The organism is Delftia sp. NA_296.1, from assembly GCF_052692095.1.
Window position 1 is genome coordinate 127,728 of the sequence record NZ_JBQZGF010000011.1, and the last position, 25,924, is coordinate 153,651.

General features: G+C 60.7%; 23 protein-coding genes. 15 read left to right on the forward strand and 8 right to left on the reverse strand.

Features of this window, described 5'->3' with window-relative positions; genetic code table 11:
- Positions 1-10: 10 nt before the first annotated feature.
- The 3 genes from ACUTR7_RS24220 to ACUTR7_RS24230 are packed head-to-tail and all read right to left on the reverse strand — an operon-like array spanning position 11 to position 2,984.
- Entirely contained in the window at positions 11-832 is an 822-nt protein-coding gene (locus ACUTR7_RS24220) for an ABC transporter ATP-binding protein (protein ID WP_016450923.1), read from the reverse strand.
- A complete protein-coding gene (locus ACUTR7_RS24225; RefSeq protein WP_445610003.1) occupies positions 826-1,881 on the reverse strand; it encodes an ABC transporter permease in 1,056 nt (351 codons plus the stop codon). Before ACUTR7_RS24225 ends, ACUTR7_RS24220 begins: the two co-directional genes overlap by 7 nt.
- Positions 1,878-2,984 (reverse strand): ABC transporter substrate-binding protein, encoded by a 1,107-nt coding sequence (locus tag ACUTR7_RS24230; RefSeq protein WP_012207415.1) that lies wholly within the window; start codon positions 2,982-2,984, stop codon positions 1,878-1,880. Before ACUTR7_RS24230 ends, ACUTR7_RS24225 begins: the two co-directional genes overlap by 4 nt.
- 218 nt (positions 2,985-3,202) lie before the next feature.
- Here ACUTR7_RS24230 and ACUTR7_RS24235 point away from each other — a divergent pair, with 218 nt between their 5' ends.
- From ACUTR7_RS24235 to ACUTR7_RS24265, 7 genes are all read left to right on the forward strand, one after another.
- Positions 3,203-4,618, forward strand: a complete 1,416-nt coding sequence (locus ACUTR7_RS24235; protein ID WP_445610004.1) for an O-acetylhomoserine aminocarboxypropyltransferase/cysteine synthase family protein — start codon at positions 3,203-3,205, stop codon at positions 4,616-4,618.
- Positions 4,619-4,653: 35 nt separating this feature from the next.
- Positions 4,654-5,757: an isopenicillin N synthase family dioxygenase gene (locus tag ACUTR7_RS24240; RefSeq protein WP_343739331.1), complete on the forward strand. Its 1,104-nt coding sequence runs from the start codon at positions 4,654-4,656 to the stop codon at positions 5,755-5,757.
- A 178-nt stretch (positions 5,758-5,935) separates the two neighbouring features.
- Entirely contained in the window at positions 5,936-6,748 is an 813-nt protein-coding gene (locus ACUTR7_RS24245; protein WP_445610005.1) for a MetQ/NlpA family ABC transporter substrate-binding protein, read from the forward strand.
- A 13-nt stretch (positions 6,749-6,761) separates the two neighbouring features.
- Positions 6,762-7,904: a methionine ABC transporter ATP-binding protein gene (locus ACUTR7_RS24250; protein ID WP_099732835.1), complete on the forward strand. Its 1,143-nt coding sequence runs from the start codon at positions 6,762-6,764 to the stop codon at positions 7,902-7,904.
- Complete coding sequence (locus tag ACUTR7_RS24255) at positions 7,882-8,547, forward strand: methionine ABC transporter permease (RefSeq protein WP_013800725.1); 666 nt, start codon at positions 7,882-7,884, stop codon at positions 8,545-8,547. Before ACUTR7_RS24250 ends, ACUTR7_RS24255 begins: the two co-directional genes overlap by 23 nt.
- A 111-nt stretch (positions 8,548-8,658) precedes the next feature.
- The gene (locus ACUTR7_RS24260) at positions 8,659-9,147 is read left to right on the forward strand and encodes a VOC family protein (protein WP_185751011.1); all 489 of its coding nucleotides are present in this window, start codon (positions 8,659-8,661) and stop codon (positions 9,145-9,147) included.
- An 87-nt stretch (positions 9,148-9,234) separates the two neighbouring features.
- Positions 9,235-10,173, forward strand: a complete 939-nt coding sequence (locus ACUTR7_RS24265) for a CysB family HTH-type transcriptional regulator (RefSeq protein WP_013800726.1) — start codon at positions 9,235-9,237, stop codon at positions 10,171-10,173.
- Positions 10,174-10,193: 20 nt separating this feature from the next.
- Here the strand turns inward: ACUTR7_RS24265 and ACUTR7_RS24270 are convergent, their stop codons facing one another.
- From ACUTR7_RS24270 to ACUTR7_RS24290, 5 genes are all read right to left on the reverse strand, one after another.
- The gene (locus ACUTR7_RS24270) at positions 10,194-10,685 is read right to left on the reverse strand and encodes a GNAT family N-acetyltransferase (protein WP_047326490.1); all 492 of its coding nucleotides are present in this window, start codon (positions 10,683-10,685) and stop codon (positions 10,194-10,196) included.
- 72 nt (positions 10,686-10,757) lie between these two features.
- The gene (locus ACUTR7_RS24275; protein ID WP_445610006.1) at positions 10,758-11,876 is read right to left on the reverse strand and encodes a bifunctional nicotinamide-nucleotide adenylyltransferase/Nudix hydroxylase; all 1,119 of its coding nucleotides are present in this window, start codon (positions 11,874-11,876) and stop codon (positions 10,758-10,760) included.
- Between the two features lie 46 nt (positions 11,877-11,922).
- A complete protein-coding gene (locus ACUTR7_RS24280) occupies positions 11,923-13,623 on the reverse strand; it encodes an NAD+ synthase (protein WP_445610007.1) in 1,701 nt (566 codons plus the stop codon).
- A gap of 19 nt (positions 13,624-13,642) precedes the next feature.
- Complete coding sequence (gene pncB / locus ACUTR7_RS24285) at positions 13,643-14,842, reverse strand: nicotinate phosphoribosyltransferase (RefSeq protein ID WP_047326492.1); 1,200 nt, start codon at positions 14,840-14,842, stop codon at positions 13,643-13,645.
- Between the two features lie 56 nt (positions 14,843-14,898).
- Positions 14,899-15,723 (reverse strand): cysteine hydrolase, encoded by an 825-nt coding sequence (locus ACUTR7_RS24290; RefSeq protein ID WP_445610008.1) that lies wholly within the window; start codon positions 15,721-15,723, stop codon positions 14,899-14,901.
- A 305-nt stretch (positions 15,724-16,028) separates the two neighbouring features.
- Here ACUTR7_RS24290 and ACUTR7_RS24295 point away from each other — a divergent pair, with 305 nt between their 5' ends.
- From ACUTR7_RS24295 to ACUTR7_RS24330, 8 genes are all read left to right on the forward strand, one after another.
- The gene (locus ACUTR7_RS24295) at positions 16,029-16,400 is read left to right on the forward strand and encodes a DUF2304 domain-containing protein (RefSeq protein ID WP_043789985.1); all 372 of its coding nucleotides are present in this window, start codon (positions 16,029-16,031) and stop codon (positions 16,398-16,400) included.
- Positions 16,397-17,860: a mannose-1-phosphate guanylyltransferase/mannose-6-phosphate isomerase gene (locus ACUTR7_RS24300; RefSeq protein ID WP_239972337.1), complete on the forward strand. Its 1,464-nt coding sequence runs from the start codon at positions 16,397-16,399 to the stop codon at positions 17,858-17,860. The genes ACUTR7_RS24295 and ACUTR7_RS24300 overlap by 4 nt, the downstream gene beginning before the upstream one ends.
- 153 nt (positions 17,861-18,013) lie before the next feature.
- Positions 18,014-19,105: a GDP-mannose 4,6-dehydratase gene (gene gmd, locus ACUTR7_RS24305; RefSeq protein WP_239972336.1), complete on the forward strand. Its 1,092-nt coding sequence runs from the start codon at positions 18,014-18,016 to the stop codon at positions 19,103-19,105.
- A gap of 21 nt (positions 19,106-19,126) precedes the next feature.
- Complete coding sequence (locus ACUTR7_RS24310) at positions 19,127-20,212, forward strand: DegT/DnrJ/EryC1/StrS family aminotransferase (protein WP_239972335.1); 1,086 nt, start codon at positions 19,127-19,129, stop codon at positions 20,210-20,212.
- 215 nt (positions 20,213-20,427) lie between these two features.
- Positions 20,428-21,210, forward strand: coding sequence for an ABC transporter permease (locus ACUTR7_RS24315; protein ID WP_239972334.1), 783 nt, complete (start codon positions 20,428-20,430; stop codon positions 21,208-21,210).
- Positions 21,207-21,959 (forward strand): ABC transporter ATP-binding protein, encoded by a 753-nt coding sequence (locus ACUTR7_RS24320; RefSeq protein ID WP_080945303.1) that lies wholly within the window; start codon positions 21,207-21,209, stop codon positions 21,957-21,959. The genes ACUTR7_RS24315 and ACUTR7_RS24320 overlap by 4 nt, the downstream gene beginning before the upstream one ends.
- A complete protein-coding gene (locus ACUTR7_RS24325) occupies positions 21,956-24,268 on the forward strand; it encodes a glycosyltransferase (RefSeq protein WP_239972332.1) in 2,313 nt (770 codons plus the stop codon). Before ACUTR7_RS24320 ends, ACUTR7_RS24325 begins: the two co-directional genes overlap by 4 nt.
- Positions 24,259-25,923: a glycosyltransferase gene (locus ACUTR7_RS24330; RefSeq protein ID WP_239972330.1), complete on the forward strand. Its 1,665-nt coding sequence runs from the start codon at positions 24,259-24,261 to the stop codon at positions 25,921-25,923. Before ACUTR7_RS24325 ends, ACUTR7_RS24330 begins: the two co-directional genes overlap by 10 nt.
- The last annotated feature ends 1 nt before the right edge of the window (position 25,924 follow it).

Here is a 25,924-nt window from a genome sequence, read left to right on the forward strand (position 1 = left end):
GATGCGGGCGCTACCAGGTCTGGTCCAGGCCCAGGTGGCGCAGGGCCTCGTGGCGCAGCTCGGACAGGCGGGCGTGGCCGCGCTGGCGCGGGTAGGGCAGGTCCACATCGATCTCGGCCACGATGCGGGCGGGCCGCTGGCTGAAGACCAGCACACGGTGGGCCAGGAAGAGGGCCTCTTCCACATCGTGCGTGACCAGCAGCACGGAAAAGCCTGCGCGCTGCCAGATCTTGAGGATCTCGCTTTGCATGGCCAGCCGCGTCAGCGAGTCGAGCTTGCCCAGCGGCTCGTCCAGGATCAGCAGGCGCGGGTCGTTGACCAGGGCGCGCGCCAGGGCAGCGCGCTGTGCCATGCCGCCCGACAGCTGGTGGGGATGGCTGTCCGCGAAATCCTCCAGCCCCACCAGGCGCAGGGCCTCGTCGATGCGGTGGGCCTGGCTGTCCAGCAGGCCGCGTGCCTGCAGGCCCAGGGCCACGTTGCCGCGCACCGTGCGCCAGGGAAACAGCGTGGGGTCCTGGAAGACGACGATGCGCGAGGGATCGGGCTCGGTGATGGCCGTGCCGTCCTGCGCCACGGCGCCGGCCGTGGGCGCGTCCAGCCCGGCCACCAGGCGCAGCAGCGTGGACTTGCCGCAGCCGCTGGGGCCCAGCAGGGCGACGAACTCGCCGGGCCGCACCTGCAGGCTGACCTCGTCGAGCACCTGCAGCGCGCCCTGCCCCTGGCCGAACCAGTGGCTGACGGCCTGCACATCGATGGCCGCGCCGGCTAGGGCCGCCCCTGCGATGGCGGGCGTGGCTGCGGCGTTGGCGGCGTGTTCTGCGGCAATCACCATTTGACGGTTCCCTTCTGCCACGACAGCGTGCGGTCGCGCACGGTGAACAGCAGCGTGATCAGGCCCGAGCACAGCACGGCCATGACCAGCAGCGCCGTGTACATGTTGGCGTAGGCTGCCCAGCCCTGGGCCCATTGCAGATACCAGCCCAGGCCGGCCTTCACGCCCATCATCTCGGCCGTGATCAGCACCGAGAACGAGGCGCCCAGCCCCATGAACAGGCCCACGAAGACCTGGGGCAGGGCGGCCGGGATGGCCACGCGCAGCACCAGGAACCAGGGCGATGCGCCCAGCGTGCGCGCCACGTCGTAGTAGCTCTTGCTGACCGATGCCACGCCCGACCAGGTCAGCACGGCCACCGGAAAGAACGTAGCCAGCGCCACCAGGAACACGGCTGCCGAGTAGCTCGACGGCGCGAAGAAAAAGGCCAGCGGCAGCAGGGCCGAGGCCGGCACCGGCCCCAGGAAGCGCAGCAGCGGATGCACCCAGTAGCCCGCGATGCGCGACCAGCCTATCCACACGCCCGTGAGAAACCCGATCACCGCGCCGAACACGATGCCGTTGAGCAGCAGCCGCAGCGAATACAGCGTGGACAGGCCCAGGCGCTGCCAGTCCTCGTGCACTACGTCGATCAGGCTTTGCGGTGGCGCGAAGAACGGCGGCGGCAGCGCGCCGAGCTTGGCCGTCAGCGTCTCCCACAGCGCCAGCAGCAGCGGCGCGGCCACCAGCCAGGCACCGGCCGGGCGCAGCCAGCGGTCGATGCGCCGTGCTGCCCGTACGGGTCGCACAGGCAGCACGGCCGATGCCAGCAGCAACAGGGCCACGACCAGGGCGGCAATGCCGAACTCCTGCGTGAATGCCCATTCGCTGAAGCCGATCTCCTTGTTGGGCCACAGCAGGGTCAGCATGCCCAGGCCGGCCCAGGCGGCGGCGGCCAGCAGGCCGGTGCGCCAGGGGCCGGCCTTGCGCGAGTCCTGCACCTGTTCCCGTTCCAGGCCGGGTGCGGCATCCGTGGCGCCCAGGCGCCAGCGTGGTCTTGCGGTGCTCATGCGAGGACGTCCAGCGTGATGTGGCTGGCAAAGCGGCCAGGGTCGGTCTGCTTCTTGAGCACGCCGGCCGTGCGGAAGTCGGCTGCAAAGGCCTGGACCTCGTCGCGCAGCGGCTTGCCGTGCGGATGGTGCTTGAAGGTCAGCTCGGCCAGCAGGCGCTGCAGGTCTTCGACGGGCACCTTGGGCGAGTACTTGGCAAAGATCTTCGCCGTTTCATTGGGGTTCTCGGCGATGTAGTCCGAGGCCTGGGTCAGCGCGCGCACCACGCTGGCCGCTGCGGGCTTGTTGGCCCGGGCGAACTTTGCGCCTGCGCCGATCACGCAGCAAATGCTTTCGGCGTATTCGTTCTTGGCGCTGTTGCCCAGTTCGAGGAAGGTGCCGGGGTTGCGTTTCTCGATCAGGTAGAGATTCGGGTCGCCGTCGGCAATGGCCTGGATCTCGCCCTTCTTGGCGGCCACATCCAGCAGGTCGGCCGGGTAGACGCGCCATTCGATGTCCTTGTCCACATCCAGGCCGCGCTTGGCCAGGTGGATGGAATAGAACTGCTTGGCCGGGCTGTTGAGATCGGCCACGCCGATGGTCTTGCCCTTGAGCGTACTGGGGTCCAGCGTGACGCCGGCCGACTTCAGGCCCACCAGGCGCAGGCAGCCGCCGTGCACGCTGCCGATGAGCTTGACGTCCAGCCCCGCCTCCAGCGGCTTGATCCAGCGGTGGATCAGGCCCGCGCCCGCATCGGCCTTGCCCGTGGCCAGCGCCTCCAGCAACTGGTCGGCCGAGCCGCCCCAGTTCAGCAGCTCCACGTCCAGGCCGTTGCGCTCGAAGAAGCCGCGCTCCAGCGCCACGGGAATGGGCGAATGGCAGAAGCTGGCCTGGCTCCAGGCAAAGGTGATCTTCTGGCGCGGCTGCGCCCCGGCGCGGCCGCTGAACCAGGCGGCCGAGCCCAGCGCGCCGGCTGCGGCGCCGGCGCGGATCAGGGTGCGGCGCGAGAGCGAGGGCTCGGATGCCTCGGGAGCATCGAGCGCTCCGAAAGCACCGCAATCGGCGCCATGGGCGCAGCGGCTGTCCTGGGTCCTGTCGATCTCGGTCTGGGTCTTGCGGGTCATGGAACTCCCTCCAAAGCAGTTTCGGGACTGCCGATGCTGTCCGCTGAGTGCCGTGTTTCCAACGACGCAAAACGCGCATCCATATGTGCGTGGCAACTAGGAAGGGCGCGGCCCGGCGACATGCGCAAACCGAATAAGCGAACGCGTTTTTCTTCGTAGTGCGCAGGACGCGGGCTTCGAATAATGGGCTGCATCGACCACTCATACGGAGTCCATGCATGACCTCAGCGACCGGCACCGAGTCCGCCCCGCACGACGCAGCCAGCGATGCGCTGTGGCAGCAGGACACCCAGGCCCTGCACGCCGGCTACCGGGGGCGCGAGCAGCAGCGCAGCGCGGCCGTGCCCATCTACCAGAGCACCTCCTTCGTGTTCGACAGCGCCCAGCACGGCGCCAACCTGTTCGGCCTGGTGGAGGAGGGCGATGTGTACTCGCGCACGGCCAACCCCACGCTGGCGGTGCTGGAGCAGCGCATTGCGGCTCTCGAAGGCGGCGTGGCCGCGCTGGCCCTGGCCTCGGGCATGGCCGCCATCGACGTGGCGCTGGCCACGCTGGCCAGTGCGGGCGACCATGTGGTCGTGGCCTCGCAGCTGTATGGCGGCACGCACAACTTCATCGCCCATGTGCTGGCCTCGCGCGGCGTGCAGAGCACGGCCGTGGCCAAGGATGATTTGCAGGCGTTGCACCGGGCGATAGGGCCGCGCACCAAGGTCGTGTTCGTGGAGTCCGTGGGCAATCCATCGGGCGGCATTGCCGACCTGCGCCAGCTGGCCGACATCAGCCATGCGGCCGGCGTGGCCCTGGTGGTGGACAACACCGTGGCTTCGCCGCTGCTGCTGCGGCCCTTCGACTGGGGCGCCGACATCGTCGTGCACTCGGCCACCAAGGCCATCGGCGGACACGGCAATGTGCTGGGCGGGCTGATCGTGGACAGCGGCCGCTTCGACTGGGTGGCGCACGCGGGGCGCTACCCGCAGTTCAGCGCACCCGAGCCGGCCTACCAGGGCTTTGTCTTCACCGAGAAATTTCCCGACCGCGCCTTCATCGCGCGGGCCCGTGCCGTGCTGCTGCGCAACTGCGGCGCGGCGCTGGCGCCGCACAGCGCCTTCCTGCTGCTGCAGGGCCTGGAGACACTGGGCCTGCGCCAGGAGCGCGCCAGCCGCAACACGCTGGCAGTGATCGATTTCCTGCAGCGCCATCCGCTGGTGGAGCGCATACACCACGCCAGCCAGAGCGGCCACGCCGACCACGCGCTGGCCCTGCGCCAGCTGCGCGGCGGGCATGTGCCGGCGCTGCTGGGCTTCGAGCTGCGCGGCGGCCGCCCGGCGGCGCGCGCCTTCTATGACGCGCTGCGCCTGTTCCTGCGCCTGGTCAACATCGGCGACAGCAAGTCGCTGGCCGCCATTCCTGCCGAGACCACGCACAGCCTGCTCAGCGACGAGGAACTGGCGCGCGTGGGCATTGCGCCCGGGCTGGTGCGCCTGTCCATCGGCATAGAGCACCCGCAGGACCTGCTGGCCGACCTGGCGCAGGCGCTGGAGCAGGCGCAGGGCCATGCGGTGTTGGCTGCTGAACGCGAACAAGACCGCGAACAAAACCGCGAGCAAGACCGCGATCAGCGCCTGGCGGCCTGAGCGCTCCTTCCTTCCCCATTCCCTGGCAGCACAGCATGAGCACCTTGACAGCATCCACTCTCGACGCGCCCGCCGCCACAGCGGCAACCCCGGCCCTGCCCGTCATCGATCTGCAGGCCCTGCGCGACCCGGCCACGCAGGCCCAGGCGCTGCGCCAGCTGGCGCGCACGGCACGCGACACCGGCTTCTTCTACCTGGAAGGGCACGGCATAGGCCGGGACGCATGGCAGGGCATACAGCGGCGCGCGCGCGAATTCTTTGCGCAGCCGCTGGCCGACAAGCAGGCGCTGGCCATTGCCAACACGCGGCACTTCCGGGGCTATACGGCCGTGGGCATGGAGATCACGCGCCAGCGGCCCGACCAGCGCGAGCAGATCGACCTGGGGGAGGAATCGCCCGAGATTCCCGCAGGCCCCGGCGTGCCGGACTGGAAGGGGCTGCAAGGCCCCAACCAGTGGCCGCAGGCCTTGCCCGGGTTCCGCGAGGAGGTGCTGGCCTGGCAGGCGGCAGCGCATGGCGTGGCGCTGGAGCTGCTGCGCCACTTCGTGGCCGCGCTGCAGCTGCCCGAGGGCGCGCTGGACGCCCTGGTCAGCGGCCTGCCTGCGCATCGCATCAAGATCATCCACTACCCGGGCAGCGAGCTGGGCGCAGCAGGCCAGGGCGTGGGCGCGCACAAGGACGGTGGTCTGCTGACCCTGCTGCTGCAGGACGAGGTGGGCGGGCTGCAGGTGGAGACGCCGGCCGGCTGGGTCGATGTGCCGCCGCGTGAGGGGGCCTTCGTCATCAACATCGGCGAGATGCTGGAGCTGGCCACCAACGGCTATCTGCGCGCCAACGTGCATCGCGTGCTGGTGCCGCGCGCGGGCGTGCAGCGCTACTCCATCGCCTACTTCCTGGCGCCGCGCCTGGACCTGGGCCAGGTCCCGCTGCTGACCCTGCCGCCCGAGCTGGCCGTGCTGGCCACGGGGCCGCAGAGCGACCCGGACAACCCGCTGTTCAGCCATGTGGGCGAGAACGCGCTCAAGGGCCGTGTGCGCTCCCACCTGGATGTGGCCGAGCGCTTCTATCCCGAGCATTTCGCCCGGCTGCAGGCCCAGGCCCGCGCGGCCGGCCGTGAGTTGCACCCAGGAGCGTATTAGCCCCCCTGAGCGGCTGCGCCGCTTCCCCCCGCTCTCGCAGCGCTACGCACTGCGGGCAAGGGGACGCAGCCCTCGCTGCGGGGCGGCCCTTGCTCGGCTGCCCTGGCCTGGGTCATGCGCGCTTTGATGGCCTTCGGGGCACAACGGAATGAATAGCTGATATTGAAAGGACTGTGCGATGGACAAGCGAGTATTTCTGCGGGGACTGGCGGCGGGGGCCTCGGTGACGGCGATGTCAGGCGCCATCCGCGCCGCGCAGGCCGGCCCGCTGCGCGTGGGCGTGCGCGGCGGCGTGGACGAGGAAATCTGGGAGGTGGTGACCCGCGTGGCACGCGAGCAGGGGCTGCAGGTCAAGCCCGTGGTCATCAGCGGCGCGGCCAGCCCCAACGAGGCGCTGAACAACGGCGACATCGAGGCCAACTCCTTCCAGCATGTGCCGTTCCTGCGCGACCAGAACCAGCAGCGCGGCTACCGGCTGGTGGCGGCGGGCGATACCTATATCTCGCCCATCGCCTTCTATTCGAAAAAGCACAAACGCCTGGCCGACCTGCCCGCTGGCGCGCGCCTGGGCATTCCCAACGATCCCAGCAACCAGACGCGCGCGCTGGTGGTGCTGCAGGACCAGGGCATCCTGAAGCTGCGCGAGGGCTTCGACCCCTTCAAGGGCACGGCGGGCCTGGCCGACATCGCCAGCTACCAGAAGAAGGTGCAGCTGGTGGAGGCCGCTTCGGTGGTGCTGGCGCGCTCGCTGGACGATCTCGATGCCTCGGCCATCGTCAACAGCTTTGCCTACCAGGCCGGGCTGATCGCCACGCGCGATGGCATTGCCGTCGAAAGGCGCGAGCGCAATCCCTACGTGAACATCATTGCCGTGCACGAGCGCGACCGCGCTGCACCCTGGGTCGCGGCCCTGCTGCGCGCCTACCAGTCCGAGCCCGTGCGCCAGTTCATCGTGAGCAGGTACCAGGGCTCGGTGCTGCCGGCCTTCTGAGGCGTGTAAGGCAATGAAGGTGGAACAGGCGGCGGCCGGCGAGCCCCATGCAATCGATGCGCTGCAGCGGCCGCACATCGTCTTCGAGGGCGTGCGCAAGCACTACCCGGGCACGGGCACGGGAAGGAGCGCGGGCGAGCCCGTGCACGCACTGCAGGCGCTGAGCTTCGAGGTAGCGCGTGCCGAGGTGTTCGGCATCATCGGCCGCAGCGGCGCCGGCAAATCCACGCTGCTGCGCACCATCAATGCGCTGGAGCGGCCCAGCAGCGGCCGCGTGCTGGTGGACGGCACCGATGTCGCCACGCTGGACGAGGACGCGCTGGTGGCGCTGCGCCGGCGCATCGGCATGATCTTCCAGCACTTCAACCTCCTGTCCTCGCGCACGGTGTACGAGAACGTGGCCCTGCCGCTGCAGGCCGCGGGCTGGCGGCCCGCGCTCGTGCGCGCACGGGTGGACGAGCTGCTGGCCCTGGTGGGGCTGGCGGACAAGAGCGGCGCCTATCCGGCCCAGCTCTCGGGCGGGCAAAAGCAGCGCGTGGGCATTGCGCGCGCGCTGGTGCACGAGCCCGAAATCCTGCTGTGCGACGAGGCCACCTCGGCCCTGGACCCCGAGACCACGCAGTCCATCCTGGAGCTGCTGCGCGAGATCAACCGCAAGCTGCGGCTGACCATCGTGCTCATCACGCACGACATGGCCGTGATCCGCGAGGTCTGCGACCGCGTGCTGGTGCTGGACCAGGGCCGGCTGCAGGAGATCGGCGAGGTCTGGAAGCTGTTTGCGGCACCGCGCTCGGAGGCTGCGCGTGCGCTGCTGCGGCCGCTGCGGCAGGCCTTGGCGGCGGACCTGGAACTGGTGGCAGCGGCCGATGGCCCGGAGGCCGTCGCCGTGCTGGCCATCGGATGGGCCGACGGCGGCAGCCAGCAGGGCCTGCCGCTGGCGCAGCTCCAGGTGCTGGGCCCGCGTGCCCGCTTGCTGCAGGGCGGGCTGGACTGCATGCGCGGGCGTTCGCAGGGCCGCCTGCTGGTGGGCGTGCCGGTGCAGGATCTGCCCTCGTCGCTCTCCCCGCTCTCGCCGGCCGCGCTGTCTTCCCTTCAACAGGCGCTGGGCGCCGATTCACTGCAACTGCTTGGCCATGTCCCTGCCCCCGCTCGATAAATACCTGCAGGCCTTTCTGGAAACCCTGCTGATGGCGGGCGCGTCCTCGCTGATCGCCATCGTTGCCGGGCTGGCGCTGGCCATCGTGCTGCACACCACGGCGCCGGGCGGGCTCTATGCCAGGCCGCGCCTGTACCGGGGGCTGTCGGCGGCGGTGAACATCGGCCGGGCCATTCCCTTCATCATCCTGCTGGTGGCCCTGCTGCCGGTGACGCGCGCCATCGTGGGCACCACGCTGGGCACCTGGGCGGCGGTGGTGCCGCTGTCGGCCAACCTGATTCCGTTCTTTGCGCGCATCGCCCAGGTCAGCCTGGGCGAGGTGGACGGCGGCCTGGTGGAGGCGGCGCGCGCCATGGGCCTGCGCCGCCCGCAGATCGTGCGCCAGGTGCTGCTGCCCGAGGCGCTGCCGGGCCTGATCGGCGGCATGACCGTGAGCGTGATCGCCATGGTCAATGCCTCGGCCATGGCGGGCGCCGTGGGGGCGGGCGGCCTGGGCGACCTGGCCATCCGCTATGGCTACGAGCGCTATGAGACGCGCGTGATGTTCGAGGTCATCGTCATCCTGGTGGCCCTGGTGTCGGTGCTGCAGTTCGGCGGCGAATGGCTGGCGCGCCGGGCCGACCACCGGCGTTCGATCTCTTGAGATGATTTGGAAATAACAGACTGAATTTTTATTATTTTTGGTTTTTTCGACTTGTCTCGACAATGGCCTGCAGCAGCATTTGGGCTGCTGATTCTTTTCCGAGACGCTTCGATGACCCACACCACACGCCCCGCCTGGCCTTCCCCTCTTGCCGGCCGCACTGCCATGAAGCCGGGCGTGGCCATCGTCTGTGGCGTCCACCATGTCCAGCTGTCCTTCCCGGCGCGTGCCCAGGCGGCCATGGAGCGCTTTTATGGCGAAGTGCTGGGCCTGTCTGCCCTGTCCGTTGCCGGGCGTCCGGGCCTGAGCTTTCTGGCCGGCGGGCAGCGCATCGATCTGGTGCCCTACAAGGGGCAGTCCGGCGGCACCGAGCGCGCGGCGGGCAACCTGGTGCACCTGGCGCTGACGGTCAGCGACGTGGATGCGCTGCGCCAGCAGTTGCTGGTGCACGGCGGCCTGGCGCTGGAGGTGGCGCCCGTGAGCGAGGGCCGGCGCTGCTATGCGCGCGACCCCGCAGGCAATCTGATCGAGCTGCTGGAGCTGCCCCGCGAGGCAGCGGCCGATGCCCCGGATGAGCCGGCCGTGGCCTGTTCGGCCTGAAGCCTCTCGCCGTCCCCCTCTCTCTTTCCTTTCTGCTTTTGCCTTTCACAGGCCCGGGCCGCACCGGCCCCGGGCGGAGCCTTGCCCATGAACTTCCAGCAACTGCGCTATGTGCGCGAAACCGTGCGCCGCGGCTACAGCCTGACCGAGGTGGCCCACACGCTGCACACATCCCAGCCCGGCGTGAGCCGGCAGATCCGCGAGCTGGAGGAAGAACTGGGCGTGGAGATCTTCATCCGCGCAGGCAAGCGGCTGACCGGGCTGACGCCGCCCGGCGAGGCGCTGCTGCCCATCGTCGAGCGCCTGATGCTGGAGGCCGACAACCTGCGCCGCGTGGGCGCTGACTTCAGCGCCAGCGAGCAGGGCCGGCTGTCGATTGCCGCCACCCACTCCCAGGCCCGCTATGCGCTGCCCCATGTGGTGCGCGACTTCCGCCAGCGCTATCCGCAGGTGCGCCTGCACCTGCACCAGGGCTCGCCCGAGCAGGTGGCGCAGATGCTGCGCAGCGGCGAGGCCGACATCGGCGTGGCCACCGAGGCGCTGGCCGGCTATGAAGGCCTGGTCGCGCTGCCCTGCTACCGCTGGACGCACGGCGTGGTCGTGCCGCCCGGCCACCCGCTGCTGCAGTCGCAGCAGGCGCTGACGCTGGAGGCGCTGTCGCGCTTTCCCATCATCACCTACGAGCAGGGCTATACGGGCCGCGCCCACATCGACGAGGCCTTTGCGCGCGAGGGCCTGGAGCCCGACGTGGTGCTCACGGCCATGGATGCCGACGTGATCAAGACCTATGTGGAGCTGGACATGGGCGTGGGCATCGTCGCCTCGGTGGCGCTGGATGCCGAGCGCGACCAGGGCCTGCGCACGCTGGACGCCGGCCATCTGTTCGAGGTCAACACCACACGGCTGGGCCTGCGCAAGGGCGCCTGGCTGCGCGGCTATGCCTATGCCTTCATCGAGACCTTCGTGCCCACGCTGACGCGCGAGGTGGTCGAGCAGGCCGTGCGCCAGGGCGTGGAGCCAGAGTAGGCAGACAAAGGAGGCCGGCCTCAGCCCGGCTCGCGCGCCATCTCCAGCAGGGTGTCGCCGGTCACGCGATAGCGGATCCACTCGGTCTGGGGCAGGGCGCCCAGGCGGTCGTAGAACTCGATGGAGGGCAGGTTCCAGTCGAGCACGCTCCACTCGAAGCGACCGCAGTCCTTCTCGACGGCGATCTGCGCCAGCCGGCGCAGCAGCGCCGTGCCCGCGCCCAGGCCGCGCGCCTCGGGCGTGACATAGAGGTCTTCGAGGTACAGGCCGTGGCGGCCCTGCCAGGTCGAGTAATTGAAGAAGTAGACCGCAAAGCCCACGGGCTGGTCGCCATGCAGGCAGATCAGGCCGAAGACGGCGGGGTTGTCGCTGAACAGGGTGCGCTTCACATGCTCTGGCGTGGCCAGGACTTCATGCTCGGCTTTTTCATAGACGGCGAGTTCGCGCACGAAGCGGACGATGAGCTCGGCGTCATCGGGGGTGGCGGGTCGGATCTGTAGGGTGGTAGTCATTCAAACGCGGGGGAACACGGGAAGCCCGGAAAAACGGTATTGCGGCGCAAGATGGCGCCGCAATCTCCGGTTTTAGCCGATTTTCACGCCCGTGTCCGCCAGGGGCTGTTGCACCGGAAGGGGCAGGAACTGGCGCAGGATCTGGAAGTGGTCCTCGAAGAACGCGCTTTCCATGGCGGGCAGGTCGCAGACGGCCACCCAGCGCGCCAGTGCCGCATCGTCGCCGCCCTGCACGGGCGGCAGCGAGGGCAGCACGCCCAGGTCCAGGTAATGCACATGGGTGATGGTGCGCCCGCGCAGGCTGCGGTCGGGGTGGTCGAAGACCTGCACGGACTGCAGGGCGGCCTGCAGGTCGGCCTCGCTGAGCGTGGAGCAGGTCTCCTCGCGCAACTCGCGCAGGCAGGACTGCCACAGCGTGTCGCGCGGCTCCAGGAAGCCGCCCGGCAGCGCCCACAGGCCCAGGCCCGGGGCATGGGCGCGGCGTATCAGCAGGATGTGGTCCTGTTGCGCGCCTTCGTGCGGCACGCGGCAGCGCAGCAGTGCGTCCACGGTCACGAAGACGGGCGGGTAGGGCGCCGCAGCCCAGGCCTGGCGGTACCGGGCCAGCATGCGCCATTCCTCGCACATCTGCGCATGGGCGGGCGTGGTGGCCCATTGGCGCAGGAACTGCAGGGTGGCGGGCGGCACCTGGGCGGCCAGGGCCTCGAAGTCCACGCCTGATTCGCCGAAGTAGATGTCGCGCAGCGGCGTGGCGTCGAACTGGCCCAGGCGCGGCAGGCTGATCAGCTGCCAGCGCGGAAAGCGCGCCAGGTAGCCGCTGGTGGCGTCCTTGAAATGGCCGACCAGGGCCACGCTGGCGCCTTCGGGCACGCAGGACTGCACGGCCTGCTGCACGGCCTGTACCCACAGCGGCTCGTTGTAGTAGTCGCGCACGGGCACGCAGTGCAGGCGGGCCGCGTCCGCGGGCGGCAGCGCCTCGCGCAGCATCTGCGCGCGTTCCTGCCAGCTGAAGGGGTTCTTGGGATTGGGCGCCTGCCAGGCGCTGCCCAGCACGACGACGATCTGCTCGGCACGCTCCAGCGCCGCGCGCAGCAGGGCCATGTGGCCGTTGTGCAGCGGCTGGAAGCGCCCGATCAGCACGGCGGTGTGCACGCGCTCGCTGGTGGCCGGGGTTTCGGTGGGGGCGTCCATGGCGGCAGTCTCTTGCATAAACAGGCTCGGTGGCTTCACTCTGGCTTCATTCGTAGTGGGCGGCAATGGGCATTTGGCGCCCGGTACCGAAGGCGCGCGGGCGCACGCGCAGTATGGGCGGGGCCTGGCGGCGCTTGTACTCGCTGCGGAAGATCATGCGCTTGACGCGGTCAACCAGCTCGGCCCCGCCGGGCTGGCCCAGCAACTGGGTCACAAAACGCTCGGCCGTGCCGTATTCGGCGGTGGACAGGTGCCGGCCCTCGATGGCGTATTTGAGGATTTCGTCCAGCACCGCATAGGGCGGCAGGCTGTCCTCGTCCTTCTGGTCGGGCGCCAGCTCGGCCGAGGGCGGCTTGTCGATGATGGCCTGGGGAATCAGCTCGCGGCCGGCACTGCGGTTGATGTGGCGCGACAGCTCGAAGACCTCGGTCTTGTACAGATCGCCCAGCAGGCCCAGGCCGCCGTTGGTGTCGCCATACAGCGTGCAGTAGCCCACCGAGATCTCGGACTTGTTGCCCGTGGTCAGCAGCAGGTGGCCGAAGGCGTTGGAGTACTCCATCAGCGTGGTGCCGCGGATGCGTGCCTGCAGGTTCTCCAGCGGCAGGCCCTGCAGCGGCTGGCCGAAGCTGGCCTCGAACTGGCGCGCATAGCCGTCGACCAGTTCGCGGATCGGGTGCTCATGCAGCGTGATGCCCAGGTTGCGGCACAGGATCACCGAGTCATCGACCGAGCCGCTCGACGAAAAGCGCGAGGGCATGGTGACGGCCACCACGTTGTCCGCGCCCAGGGCCTCGGCCGCCAGGGCCAGTGTCAGCGCGCTGTCTATGCCGCCCGAGCTGCCCACCACCGCGCGCGTGAAGCCGCAGCGGCGCGCATAGTCGCGCAGGCCCAGCACGATCTGGCGGCGGTAGAACTCCATGGTGGGCAGGCCTGCGGCCGGCACGCTCATGCAGGGCTGGCCGGCCGCGTCGAGGAAGCGCCCATCGTCGAACTGCAGCGTGCGCAGGTCTTCGACAAAGCGCTCGGCCTCGAAGACCACGCCGCGCCCGGGCTCCACCGCGAACGAGGCACCGTCGAACACGATCTGGTCCTGGCCGCCGATCTGGTTCACATAGAGGATGGGCAGGCCGTGGCGCGTGGCCGCCTGGCCGAAGATCTCGTGGCGCTGCTCGCGCTTGCCCAGGTGGCTGGGGCTGGCGTTGATGCTGACCACCAGGTCGGGCGCGGCGTCGGCCATGCGCGCGAAGGGGTTGGTGGCGTAGTCGGCACCGGCGTCGTTCCAGCCGTCCTCGCACACCAGAAAGCCCACCTGGGCCTGGCCTATGCGCAGCACCTTGGCCGCGTCGGGGCCGGGCTCGAAGTGGCGGCGCTCGTCGAAGATGTTGTAGGTGGGCAGCAGCTGCTTGTCGTAGCGCAGGCGCACGGCGCCGTCCTTGAGCACCAGCAGGCTGTTGTGCAGCGGCTTGCCCGGCCCGCTGGCGCGCGTGGGCGCGCCGATGACCCAGTGCAATTGCGGCCACTGGCGCGTGGCCTGCAGCAGCTGCTGCAAGCCTTGCTCCAGGCGCTCGCGAAAGGCGGGCTCGTCCAGCAGGTCGCCAGGGTAGTAGCCGCACAGCGACAGCTCGGGAAAGACCAGCAGGTCGGCCCGCTCGTGCGCGGCGCGGGCAGCGGCCTCGGCCATGCGGGCCACGTTGCCGGCGATGTCACCGACGGTGGGGTTGAGTTGGGCAATGGTGATGCGCAGCATGAATGGAGCCTTGGCGGTGTCAGGCGGCGACAGGCTGGGCCAGGCCGAAGACCTGGCGCAGATAGGCCAGATAGGTTTCGTCGTTGCACAGCGTCTTGCCCGGCGAGTCCGAGATCTTGGCCACGGGCTGGCCGTTGGCGTGGGTGAGCTTCATCACGATGTTGATGGTCTCCAGCCCCATGTCGTTGGTCAGCCGCGTGCCGATGCCGAAGCCCAGCTGTATGCGGTCGGCAAAGCGCTGGTACAGGGCCAGGGCCGTGTCCAGGTCCAGGCCGTCGGAGAACACCAGGCGCTTGGCCTGGGGGTCTATGCGCAGCTTCTGGTAGTGGGCGATGGCCTTCTCGCCCCAGGCATACGGGTCGCCCGAGTCGTGGCGCAGCCCGTCGAAGAGCTTGGCGAAGTACATGTCGAAATCGGCCAGGAAGGCATCCATGCCCACGGTGTCGGTCAGGGCCACGCCCAGGTCGCCCCGGTACTCCTGCACCCAGTCCTCCAGCGCGGCGATCTGGAAGTCGCGCAGGCGCACGCCCTGGGCCTGGTAGCTCTGCAGGTACTCATGGGCCATGGTGCCTATGGGTACGATGCCGAAGTCGCGCGCCAGCAGCACGTTGGACGTGCCCTTGAACCACTGCGCCGTCTGCGTGGCAAAGGCCTGGACCACCTCGCGCTGCCAGGCGCCTGAGAAGCGCCGGCGCACGCCGAAGTCGAACAGCTCGAACGGGTTGCGCAGCCTGGCCTCGCAGGCCAGGTGGCGCAGACGCTCGATCTTGCCGGCCAGGCGCCTGCGGCCTTCGGCCAGCGCCGCCTCCGCGTCGAAGCGCCGGAAATACAGCTCGTTGACGATGGCCAGCACATAGATCTCGAAGCCCATCACATGGACCTGGGGGCCCTTGGCCTCGATGTGCAGGGTATCGCCATCGGCCCACGCACGGATGAAGGCGCGCTGGAACTGGAAGATGCGCAGAAAGTCGATGAAGTCGCTCTTCATGAAGCGCAGCCCGCCCAGGTAGGCCAGGTCTTCGGGCGTGAAGCGCAGCGCGCACAGGGCGTCCAGCTCGCGCTCCACCTCGGGCAGCAGCTCGGCCAGCGGGAAAGCGGTCTTCGTGCGGCAGACGAATTCGTACTCGGCCTCGGTCTGGGGATTGCGGTGCAGCATGGCCTGCCACATCGTGAATTTGTAGAGATCGGTGTCGAGCAGGCTGGTGATGATGGGAGCCATGGTGCGATGCTGGGGAAACAGGAAAGGAGGCTGTGCGCGGGAAGGCGGTCCGGCCCCTACAGGTGGAGTTCTTGGCTGGAGGCCAGCCGCAATCCGCGGGCCTGCATGGCTGCCAGGAAATCATGGTGCGCGGACTCGAAGCCCGGCACCGGGCTCATGGCGTCGTGCATCAGCACGATGCGCTCAGGATGGGGAAGGTGCTCGACCAGATGCTCGACCGTGGAGCGCACGCAGTGACTGCTCGCCTCGCCAGCAACGACCAGCAAGTCGGCCCGGTCCAGCCGCTCCAGCAGGCCGGTGTTCAGCAGGGTCGCCGGATCGGCAGGGTCCGGCACCTCGGCCTGCAGGGCACTGTAATGCTCGGTCCAGGGATTGAGCCCCTTGAAAACGTTGTACACGGCGCGCTGGCGCTGCTGCTGCCAGTCGCCACAGGCCGCCAGCACATCGGCATGGATACCGTGGCCCCAACTGCCCACTTCGCAGTGCACGGGCCAGACCATCAGCGTGTAGCGGCTGTTGGCTTCGAGTGCATCCAGATATTCCAGGCTGCGCTGCAGCGCCTCGGCGTTGCGCGGCCGGAACACCCCCGCCCGCACCTGCGCCGCCGTGATAGGGGTGAACGGCGCCACATCGCCGCCGTCACCCTGTTGCCAGAAGGCGGGGTGGGCAATGTCATAGCGCTGGTGCGAGTCCAGCGTCACCGTGATGGCGTCCACCTTCGCCCCCTCGCGCCGTATCCAACCGGCAAGCCGCTGCATGTCGGCATGGGCGCCCGCCACGGGAAGGCTGGGACGTTGCCCGCCGGGGCGCCAGTCCTCAGGCAGATCGCAGAAATCGTTCTGGGGGTCTATGACCAGGAGCTGGGTGTTCAAGGATGGCATTGGTAGATGCACAGAAGCAACGCTTTGGGCGACAGCATGTGAATGCTTCAGTGTAGTGCCGCGTGAACTCTGCTTGCCATCCGCCGCTTTGTCAGGATGGTGTGCCGTTGTAGGCAACGGGATCTGGGGGTGGGGGCTTGTCAAGGCGAGGGTGACACCAAAGGGAGAAAATCCAGCGCAACGCGATGGCGAACCTACAATGGGAGGTTTTACGTATTCCTTGGTCCGTTTTGGCTGTGCCAGCTGGTGATTTTGTTGCACTGCATCAACCGAACGACGTTATTCGGTAGTCTTTTATTATCAATATGGCATCACTTCAGGTAACAACTACTGTCATGGGTGTAGGGTTGGCCGCGCTGATTCTGTACCTGATACGCCGCGACCACCTCTATCTCATGCATGGACTGTTCTGGGTAGCGGTGGCCATGGCTGCGGTGGTGCTCGGCGTTTGGCCCGGCTTGGTTGATGGCATCGCCGCTGTTCTGAGCATCAGTTATCCCCCCGCAATTTTGCTACTGCTGGCTTGTATCGTGTTGTTTTTAAAGGCGTTACACGCCGACATGATGAACACCCGCATTGAGCGCGACGTGCGCCGTCTCAACCAGCGGTTAGCCATGCTGGAGGCGGATACCGAAACCCTGCGCAGCCCAGCTTCTTCCAACACCTTTTCCTCATGACCTCTCCCCTGCTCCCCGTCATTTTGTGCGGAGGCTCCGGTACCCGCCTGTGGCCACTTTCGCGTGAGACATATCCAAAGCAGTTCCTGGCACTTGCTGACAGTCAGACGATGCTTCAGCAGACAGCAACACGTCTTCAAGGGCTGACCGCACAAATTCCGCAGGCCGTGGCTCCTGTCCTGGTTTGCAACGTGGAGCATCGTTTTCTGGCTGCAAGTCAGCTTACGCATGTAGGTATCCAGCAAGCCGCCATATTGTTGGAGCCGGTAGGTCGCAACACGGCCCCTGCGCTGACTTTGGCGGCACTCCATGCATGTGCGGACGGGGAGGACCCCGTACTTCTCGCCATGCCGGCAGATCATGTGGTTGCTGATCGTGAAGCCTTTCATGGTGCAGTGCATAAGGCTTATATGAAGGCCAGTGAAGGCTGCATGGCCACTTTCGGTATCGTGGCGGACCGCCCTGAGACGGGCTATGGTTACATCCAGTTCAGCGAAATTGACGAGCAAGGCGTCCACCGTGTGGAAAGCTTCGCGGAAAAGCCCGATGCCGAACGTGCACGGCACTATCTGGAACAAGGGAACTATCTTTGGAACAGCGGCTTGTTCATGGTGAGAGCCAGTGTCTGGATCAAAGCCATGGAGCATTGCAGGCCCGATATTCTCCGCGCCTGCCAAGACGCCATGCGAGCTGCTCAGCGCGACCTGGATTTCATCCGCCCTGATGCGGCGGCATTTGCGGCCTGCCCGTCGGACTCTATTGACTATGCCGTGATGGAGCGCTTGTCCACAATGCCGGAACTGGACATCGCTGCACGGGTGGTGCCCATGGAAGCCGGTTGGTCGGATGTAGGTGCCTGGGATGCGCTATGGGATGTGCGTGAGCAGGATTCCGAAGGAAACGCGCTGATGGGTGACGCTGTCCAGCATGGCTGTTCCAATTCCTTGCTGCTCTCAAGCAGCCGACTTGTTGCTGGCGTAGGGCTGCAAGATGTGGTCGTCGTGGAGACGCCCGACGCTGTTCTGGTGGTTGACAAGCGTCGCACTCAGGATGTTAAGAAAATCGTCGCCCACCTCGTTCAGACTGGCCATGCACTCGCACATTCGCATCGCAAGGTGCATCGACCCTGGGGATGGTACGACAGCATCGATAGCGGAGAGCGTTTTCAAGTCAAGCGCATCGTCGTCCATCCTGGCGCAAGCTTGAGCTTGCAAATGCATCATCACCGTGCAGAGCACTGGGTGGTGGTCAAGGGAACTGCCGAAGTAACCAACGGTGAAAGGACATTTTTGCTCGGTGAAAATGAGTCGACTTATATTCCCCTTGGGCATATACACAGGTTGGCCAATCCTGGAAAGGTTCCTCTGGAAATCATTGAAGTACAGTCCGGAAGTTATCTGGGAGAAGATGATATCGTGAGATTCGAGGACACCTACGGCCGTGTTCAGCGGTTGAGCTAACCCGGATAGGGTATTGAGAATTCTCTTTTTGCTTTCCGTCTTCTAAAATTGAATTATTTCAGTTGACCGGGGCAGTTTTAATTTGAAGAAGTTGCAGTAGATTATCTAACCAATAATATCGCTGTATTTTTAATGATCGAGTAGGGTATCGATATGAAGAAAAAAATTGCTTTGATTACGGGTATTACAGGCCAGGATGGTGCATACCTGGCTGAGTTTCTTTTGCAAAAGAATTACGAAGTTCATGGCGTTCGTCGCAGGGCATCGCTGTTCAATACGGATCGTATTGACCATCTGTATCACGATCCGCATAAAAAAGGCTACGACCTGACGCTGCATTACGGGGATTTGACAGATTCCTCAAGCCTTATTCGAGTGGTGCAGGAGGTTCGGCCGGATGAGGTTTATAATCTTGCAGCACAAAGCCACGTGGCAGTTTCCTTTGAAGAGCCGGAATATACTGCGAATTCGGATGCGCTGGGAACACTCCGCCTCCTGGAGGCAATTCGCATTGCCGGACTGAAGGATACAACGAAGTTCTACCAAGCATCCACATCCGAGTTGTATGGATTGGTGCAGGAAATACCTCAAAAGGAGACAACCCCATTCTATCCGCGGTCTCCCTATGCGGTTGCAAAGATGTATGCCTATTGGATTACCGTCAACTATAGGGAAGCCTATGGTATGTATGCCTGCAACGGGATCCTTTTTAATCATGAATCTCCGATCCGTGGTGAAACCTTCGTGACACGAAAAATCACACGGGCACTGGCACGCATCAAGCTGGGTCTACAGGATTGCCTCTATCTTGGAAACATGAATGCTTTGCGTGACTGGGGTCACGCACGCGACTATGTTGAGATGCAGTGGCTGATGTTGCAGCAGGACAAGGCAGAGGATTTCGTGATTGCCACTGGCGAGCAGCATTCCGTCCGGGAGTTCGTGGAGCTGGCGGCAAAGGAGGCTGGTATACAAATACGATGGGATGGAGAGGGCATTGAAGAAAAGGGATACGACATTGCAACGAATAAATGCATTGTCGCTGTTGATCCCCGTTACTTCCGTCCGGCCGAAGTTGAAACGCTTTTGGGCGATCCTTCGAAAGCAAAGGAGAAGCTGGGCTGGGTGCCGCAAACGTCCTTCCAGGAACTGGTCTCTGAAATGATGCGTGAAGACCTGAAGGAGGCCCAAAGGGATGAGCTGGTCAAGCAGCATGGTTTCAAGTATTTCAATTACCACGAATGAAATAAGTGAAGAGGTCAGAAAATGATTCCTGTTTATCAGCCTTATTTCACTGGTCAAGAAAAGAACTATGTCAACCAATGTCTGGATTCCACTTGGATATCTTCCAAGGGAGAGTTCATTCAGCGGTTTGAAGATGGATTTGCCGAGTACATTGGAGTAAACAAGGCAACCAGCGTTAACAACGGCACGGTCGCGATACACCTTGCATTGGAAGCGGTTGGAATCAAGGCAGGTGATGAAGTCATCGTTCCCGCGCTGACCTACATCGCTTCGGTGAATACCATTATTCAAACAGGTGCTACACCTGTCTATGTAGATTCTCTGGCTCAGAGCTGGCAAATAGACCCGAATGACATACTGCGAAAAATCACCGACCGTACAAAAGCGGTGATGGTTGTTCATTTGTATGGACTTCCTTGTGACATGGATCCGATTGTCAAGATCTGCCGAGAAAAGAACCTTTTGCTGATAGAGGATTGTGCGGAGGGATTTGGCTCCTACTACAAAGGAAAGCATGTAGGAACCTTTGGGGATATTGCCACCTTTTCTTTTTTCGGAAACAAGACCATAACGACCGGAGAGGGCGGAATGGTTGTGGCAAACGATCCCGCAACGATTGAGCGCGCTTTTCATCTGAAAAACCAGGGAGTCTCAAAAACGAGGGAGTACTGGCATGATGTGGTGGCATACAACTATCGTATGACAAACATCTGTGCCGCAATCGGTTTGGCACAATTGGAAAAGGCGGACGAGATTTTGGAGCGAAAGCGCCAGATCGCATCGTGGTATGAGTCAAATCTTGGAAATTTGCCGCTGAAATTTCATTCTGAACTGCAGGATACCCGGCATTCATTCTGGATGTGCTCTATTGCGGTGAACGATGCTTCGGACCGGGCTCCCTTGAGGGCGTATCTGAAGGCTCAGGGTGTGGAAACACGCCCTGTATTTTATTTGGCCAATGCAATGCCACATTGTCAAACTGATGAGATATTTCCTGTTGCCGAGTCCATCTCAAGCCGTGGTATCAATTTGCCAAGTTATCCCGCTCTTTCTCAAGATGAGGTAGCGATGATTTGTGCTCAGATTTCACGGTATTTTAAAGAATAAATAGAGTCAGTTATTTTCACAGGCCATATCGACAGTTACTTTATAAATTATCTTCCTGCCCGCTATGTTGTCTATCTATTGATACTTTGACCGCATAGTTGGCAGGAAATAAAAATGGCCGCTAGAGAATCCAATGAATATCGTTAAAATTTTGCTGTTGGAGAGATCTAAGAAGCAATTAATGAGAAAGAATATTATGCTGCTTGGAGCGGTTCATGCGTAAATATTGGCAAGGGATTTGGCGAGCCAGATATTTTTGGACTCACTTGGCAATGTCTGATTTGAGGTCTCGTTGGCGGAGATCTTTTTTTGGAGCTTTGTGGTCTATTATCCAGCCACTGGGGATGACTGCGCTGCTTGCCATTGTTTTCAGCAAGATGTTCAATTCGGATATCACAACGTATGCTCCTTATATTCTTTCCGGGATCATCGTCTGGGAATTTATCGCGGCGAATGTCACTGGAGGAGCATTGTCTTTTGTTCAAGCAGATGCATATATAAAACAATGTAGGCATCCGTTGGCAATTTATACTCTGAGAACCGTTCTCGGCAGCTTGACCGTTCTTGCTCTGGCCAGCTTGGCACTCTATGGCTGGTCTTTGACTGTGATGCCGCAGAATTTTGGATGGAGTTGGTTGGCGTCATTGAGTATATTCCCCGTCGCTGCCTTGATCGCTTGGCCGATGTCCACCCTTTTAGCCTATGTTGGTGTACGTTTTCGTGACATACCTCATGCAGCGGGACTGGTGCTGCAGGCTCTTTGGTTTGTTTCTCCTGTTTATTTTGAAGTAAAAATGTTCAGGCAAGGAGGAATGGGATTTCTGGTGGATAACAATCCTATCTATCATTTGCTTCAACTGATCCGCGCACCATTGCTGGAAGGGAAATGGCCTACTTGGGAAAATTATGCTTATTCAATTTTATTGGCATTGATATTTGCACTAATTGCCTGGCTTGTCGGAAGAAAAGCAGAGCGTAAAGTTATATTTTATTTATGAGAAATCCGCATATCCGACTTGAAGCTGTAAATCTCCACTATGCTTCTGTTTCATTCAAAGAGCGTTCTGTCAGGGAACTGTTGGCAAATACGCTTCTTCGTCGAAAAAAGCGAGTGAGCTTGCAGGATGTGCATGCTCTTAAAAATATCAATCTCGATATAAGCAAGGGTGAGCGCGTAGGTCTGCTGGGCCACAACGGAGCTGGTAAAAGCACATTCTTGAAAACCGTTGCTGGGCTATATCCAATTTCAAGCGGGTGCGTTCAGGTAGATGGTGAAGTTCGTTCACTGTTTGACCTGAGTTTAGGATTTGAGCCGGACGCAACTGGCCGTGAAAATATACTTTATAGAGGCCTTCTGCTAGGTCTTTCTCCAGAGTTCATGCGGGAGAAAGAGCCCGAAATCGTTGAGTTTGCAGGATTAAGAGAGTTTATAGATTATCCAATTAAGACTTATTCTGCGGGAATGCAGGTGCGACTGGCATTTGCGATATCAACCGCTGTGGGGGGGGATATTCTTCTGCTGGATGAGGTAATTGGTGCGGGCGATGCGAATTTCATGAACAAGGCAAAGCAACGTATCGTTTCTTTGGTTGAACAGGCTGATATTCTAATTCTGGCATCCCATGATTTCAGTGCCCTAGAGAATTTATGCCAGAGAGGGGTTGTTCTGCATCGAGGGGAAATTGTATTTGATGGTGCGGTGAGTAAAGCAATAATTGAATATAAAAAAGTGAACGGGCTGTCATGAGTGAAGAAAAGCCTTTGCGGGTGATGTGGTTGTTGAATCACACAACTGCGAGAAAATTCGAAATATCGATGTTGAAGAATATCGGTGTGAATCAGATATTTACGCCAAAATCTTTTCCTCAAGATCAATCGTTTAGAACTGCTTCTATTGATTATTCTGAGGATGCTTCGCTCGAAATTCCAAAAGATGATCTCGCTATACTGAATGCCACTGATTGGTACGATGGTGTTCCAGAAGCTACGTGGGAATTAGCGAACAAATATTTCGATGTCATATTCTTTTTGCCAATGAATCGAGAGGCTCTTGATAGTCTATCGAAGCACTTCAGGGGAATCGCCATTTGGCGGATATATGGTCGTGACAAGAGCGCTTCTTATGATTTAGTGCTCAACGATTATATTGCCAGGAATGGATATGGGGGGGTCTGCATAAGGCGCATGGGGCGGCGTTTTTATTTTGGCGAAGCATATTCTCACATAGCTGACGCCGAGCCGCCTTACTTGCGTGACCGGAGAATTTTTCTTCCTCTGGGCCTCGCGAATGCAGAAATTAAGGACAAATGGGAGGGCAAAGAGAGAAAAATCTATTTCGTTTGCCCGGAAATCGCATCAAGTCCTATATATGGAGAGATTTATAGGAATTTCAAAAAAGCATTTGAGGGTGTTCCATATATAGTCGCAGGTGCACAGCCTATATCTGTAAATGACGAGCGTGTCTTGGGTTATGTGACAGACGATGAGCATGCCTATAATATGGCTCAAAGTCGCGTTATGTTTTATCACTCTCAGGAGCCAAATCATATCCACTACCATCCGTTTGAGGCAATCCGAGCAGGTATGCCGCTTGTCTTTATGGCGGGAGGCATGTTGGATCGGATGGGTGGTGTTGGTTTGCCTGGGCGCTGTAAAACAGTTGTGGAAGCAAGGCGCAAGATTGAAGCTATTTTATCGGGCAATCAAGAGTTGATTGAGAGCATTCGTCATACGCAGGCGGCACTTCTTCAATCCATGATCCCAGAAAATTGCGAGCCCGCGTGGCGCACTGGATTTGCTCAGATTGCATCCAATTTGGCTGAAGTACGGGCTGAGCAAGCAATGCGCCCCAGTGTAGCTCGAAAGAAAAGGATAGCAGTTGTCTTGCCCGTAGCCTATCGAGGTGGTAGTTTGCGAGGAGTCCAGGCGCTGGCACATGCAATCCATATGGGCAGTCACCAGTCTGGTGATGCCGCAGAGGTTGTTTTCTTGCATCCAGATGAACCATTCGTTTATTCTGATTCAGATTTCGATGATTTTCCAAAAGAAATAAAGCGGCGGCCGTTTAAATGGAGAACATTATCTTCAGAAGAGGCAAGCCGAGCAATGCGTTATGCAGGATATGAAAATTGGAGACCCGCTTCAGAGCATTATCTAGTACCAGAAGATGGGATACGAAATCTTCAGGATTGCAATCTTTGGATAATAGTGAGTCACCGCATGATTTATCCTATTCTTCCTTTGAAGCCCGTCGTGCTTATGATGTACGATTTCTTGCAAAGGTATATTGATGTTATTCCTCAGCGATATGAGTTGATGTTTTTGTCGGCTGTGCGCTCTGCCGAAAAGATATTGGTGACATCGGAGTTTACGCGGAAAGATGCACTGCAATATGCAGGAATAGAATCGAAAAAAGTAAGTAAAGTGCCGATGCTGGCTCCGGAATTTGAAATAAATCGGGAAATTATTGCTTCCTTGGATGGAGAAGTTTCATATTTCATTTGGACAACTAATTCCACACCGCATAAGAATCACAAAAATTCTTTGGAAGCCCTCCATATATATTATGAGGAAATGAATGGTACGCTGGATTGCAGGGTAACCGGTGTGAATTCTCGAAATATATTGGTGGATACAAACCCTAAAACTGATTCAGTTGCCAAATTGTTTAGAGAAAATAGACTACTGAGGCGGAGAGTCAAGTGGATGGGGGAGTTGCCAGATTTTGCTTACAGAAAAACGTTGGCGAATGCCAAGTTCATTTGGCACTCTGGTAAATCGGATAATGGTACTTTTTCCGTCATTGAAGGCGCATGTTTAAACGTTCCGGCGCTCTCCAGCGATTATCCCGCGATGCGCGAGATTGATGAACAGTTCTCTTTGCGAATGGCCTGGATGGATCCGGAATCTCCGAGAGATATGGCTAAAAAGCTTAAGATGATGGAAAACAATATAGCAGCACGGCGAGATATGCTTCCCTCTGAAGCCCTGTTGAGGGCTCAATCAATCGGGAATCATGCCAAAAAATACTGGCAAGAGGTTCGTGCATGTCTTTGAAGCAGTATGGAATTTACTTGGCTTTCCCTCCCACCGTAGATTTGCGAGCGGAAGGGCTTGGGCGGCATCTCGCCATGTTTCTTAAAGGTGCTGAGAAACTAGGTGATGCACGGTTCATAATCGTCTGCCCCAGTTGGTCACAGGAAACTCTTCATACTCTTTTTGAGAGTGAACAGGTCTCGGCAGAAGTTTTCGAGATTGCTTCGCCACAAAATAAACCATATATTTTGAGCGTATTTGAAGCGTGGCGAGCATATCGTTCTCGATTCAAAAGACGAAGCGGGAGATTCCAGCGTATGCTGGACTTCGCAATGGGAAAGGTTTCACGAGTTTGGCAAGTATTTGCGAAAAAAGCTGTTGCTGTCAATAGTTTTTCGTCAATGGTAGCATTTTTGCTGTTGTCGTTGGTTGCCCTAATCGTTGCGTTTCCAATTTCTATTATTGCGTTGCCTGTTGCCGCCATACTTGTGATCAAAAGAGGCTGGAGCATGATGCGCCGGCGTGCTTCCTCGCAAATCAAGTGGTGCCATAAAATTGCTAGCAGGATAAATTCACTGCTCGCTAGACCTGATAAAGAGGGGCTGTTGTTTCGTCTTTTTGACGAGATGCAAAAAATTGAGGCTGCTCGTATGCAGGACATCATAGATAGCTTGCCTCGTGTCCGAGCATGGTACAGCCCCACGGCATTTTGGCCAAGCTTTAATAAAATCAAAGCTCCGCGTCTAATGTGTGTTCCAGATGTCGTATTGAATGACTTTCCTGTAGGATTTTCCATGCTTGGCGGTAATCGCCTTGCGACTGTGTATGAGACTTTGGAGAAATCGATTAAAGGGGGATGTAATTTTGTAACTTACAGTGAGACTACAAAATGGAATACTTTGATAGATAGATACGGTATACCTGCTATTAACGTCAGGGTCGTACCGCACGCGCCAAACGATCTTCATCATTGGGTAAAGATCACGGGGTTTCCTGATGTCGAGGCCACTTCGCGTAAATATTGCCAGTCCTTGATGAGAGGCGCGTTGCAAAGAAGTACCAATGTGGATTACACCTCCGCATTTAGCAATGGGGATGTGGAATTTCTTTTCTACGCAAGCCAATTTAGGCCAAGTAAAAATGTGATGACACTTCTGCGAGCCTATTTGCATCTGCTGAGACGAAGATATTTGGGTGTAAAGTTGGTTCTGACTGGGCATCCAAGTGCTATCCCTGAAATATGGCAATTTATTTTTGATAACAGATTAGAGAATGACGTAATTTTTCTTCATGGATTGAAAATAGAAGAGCTTGCCGCTTTCTATAAACTTGCAACCTTGGCTGTTAATCCTAGCTTGAGCGAGGGAGGGTGTCCTTTTACGTTCACGGAGGCGTTGTCGGTCGGCACGCCTGTAGTTATGGCAAGGATTCCAGTAACGGAAGAAGTTATACAGGATCCAGATGTTCAGGATGCCACATTCTTCGATCCCTATGATTGGGAGGATTGTGCGAGCCGCATTGAATGGGCAATCAAGAACAGGGCTGAGCTTCTATCGCTTCAACTCAAGACATATGCTGAATTGTGCGAGCGATCATGGACCGACGTCGTGAGGGAGCATTTGCAGGTGCTGGATGAGATTTCCGCCATGAATGCGGTGGTGCATTCCAATGCTTAAT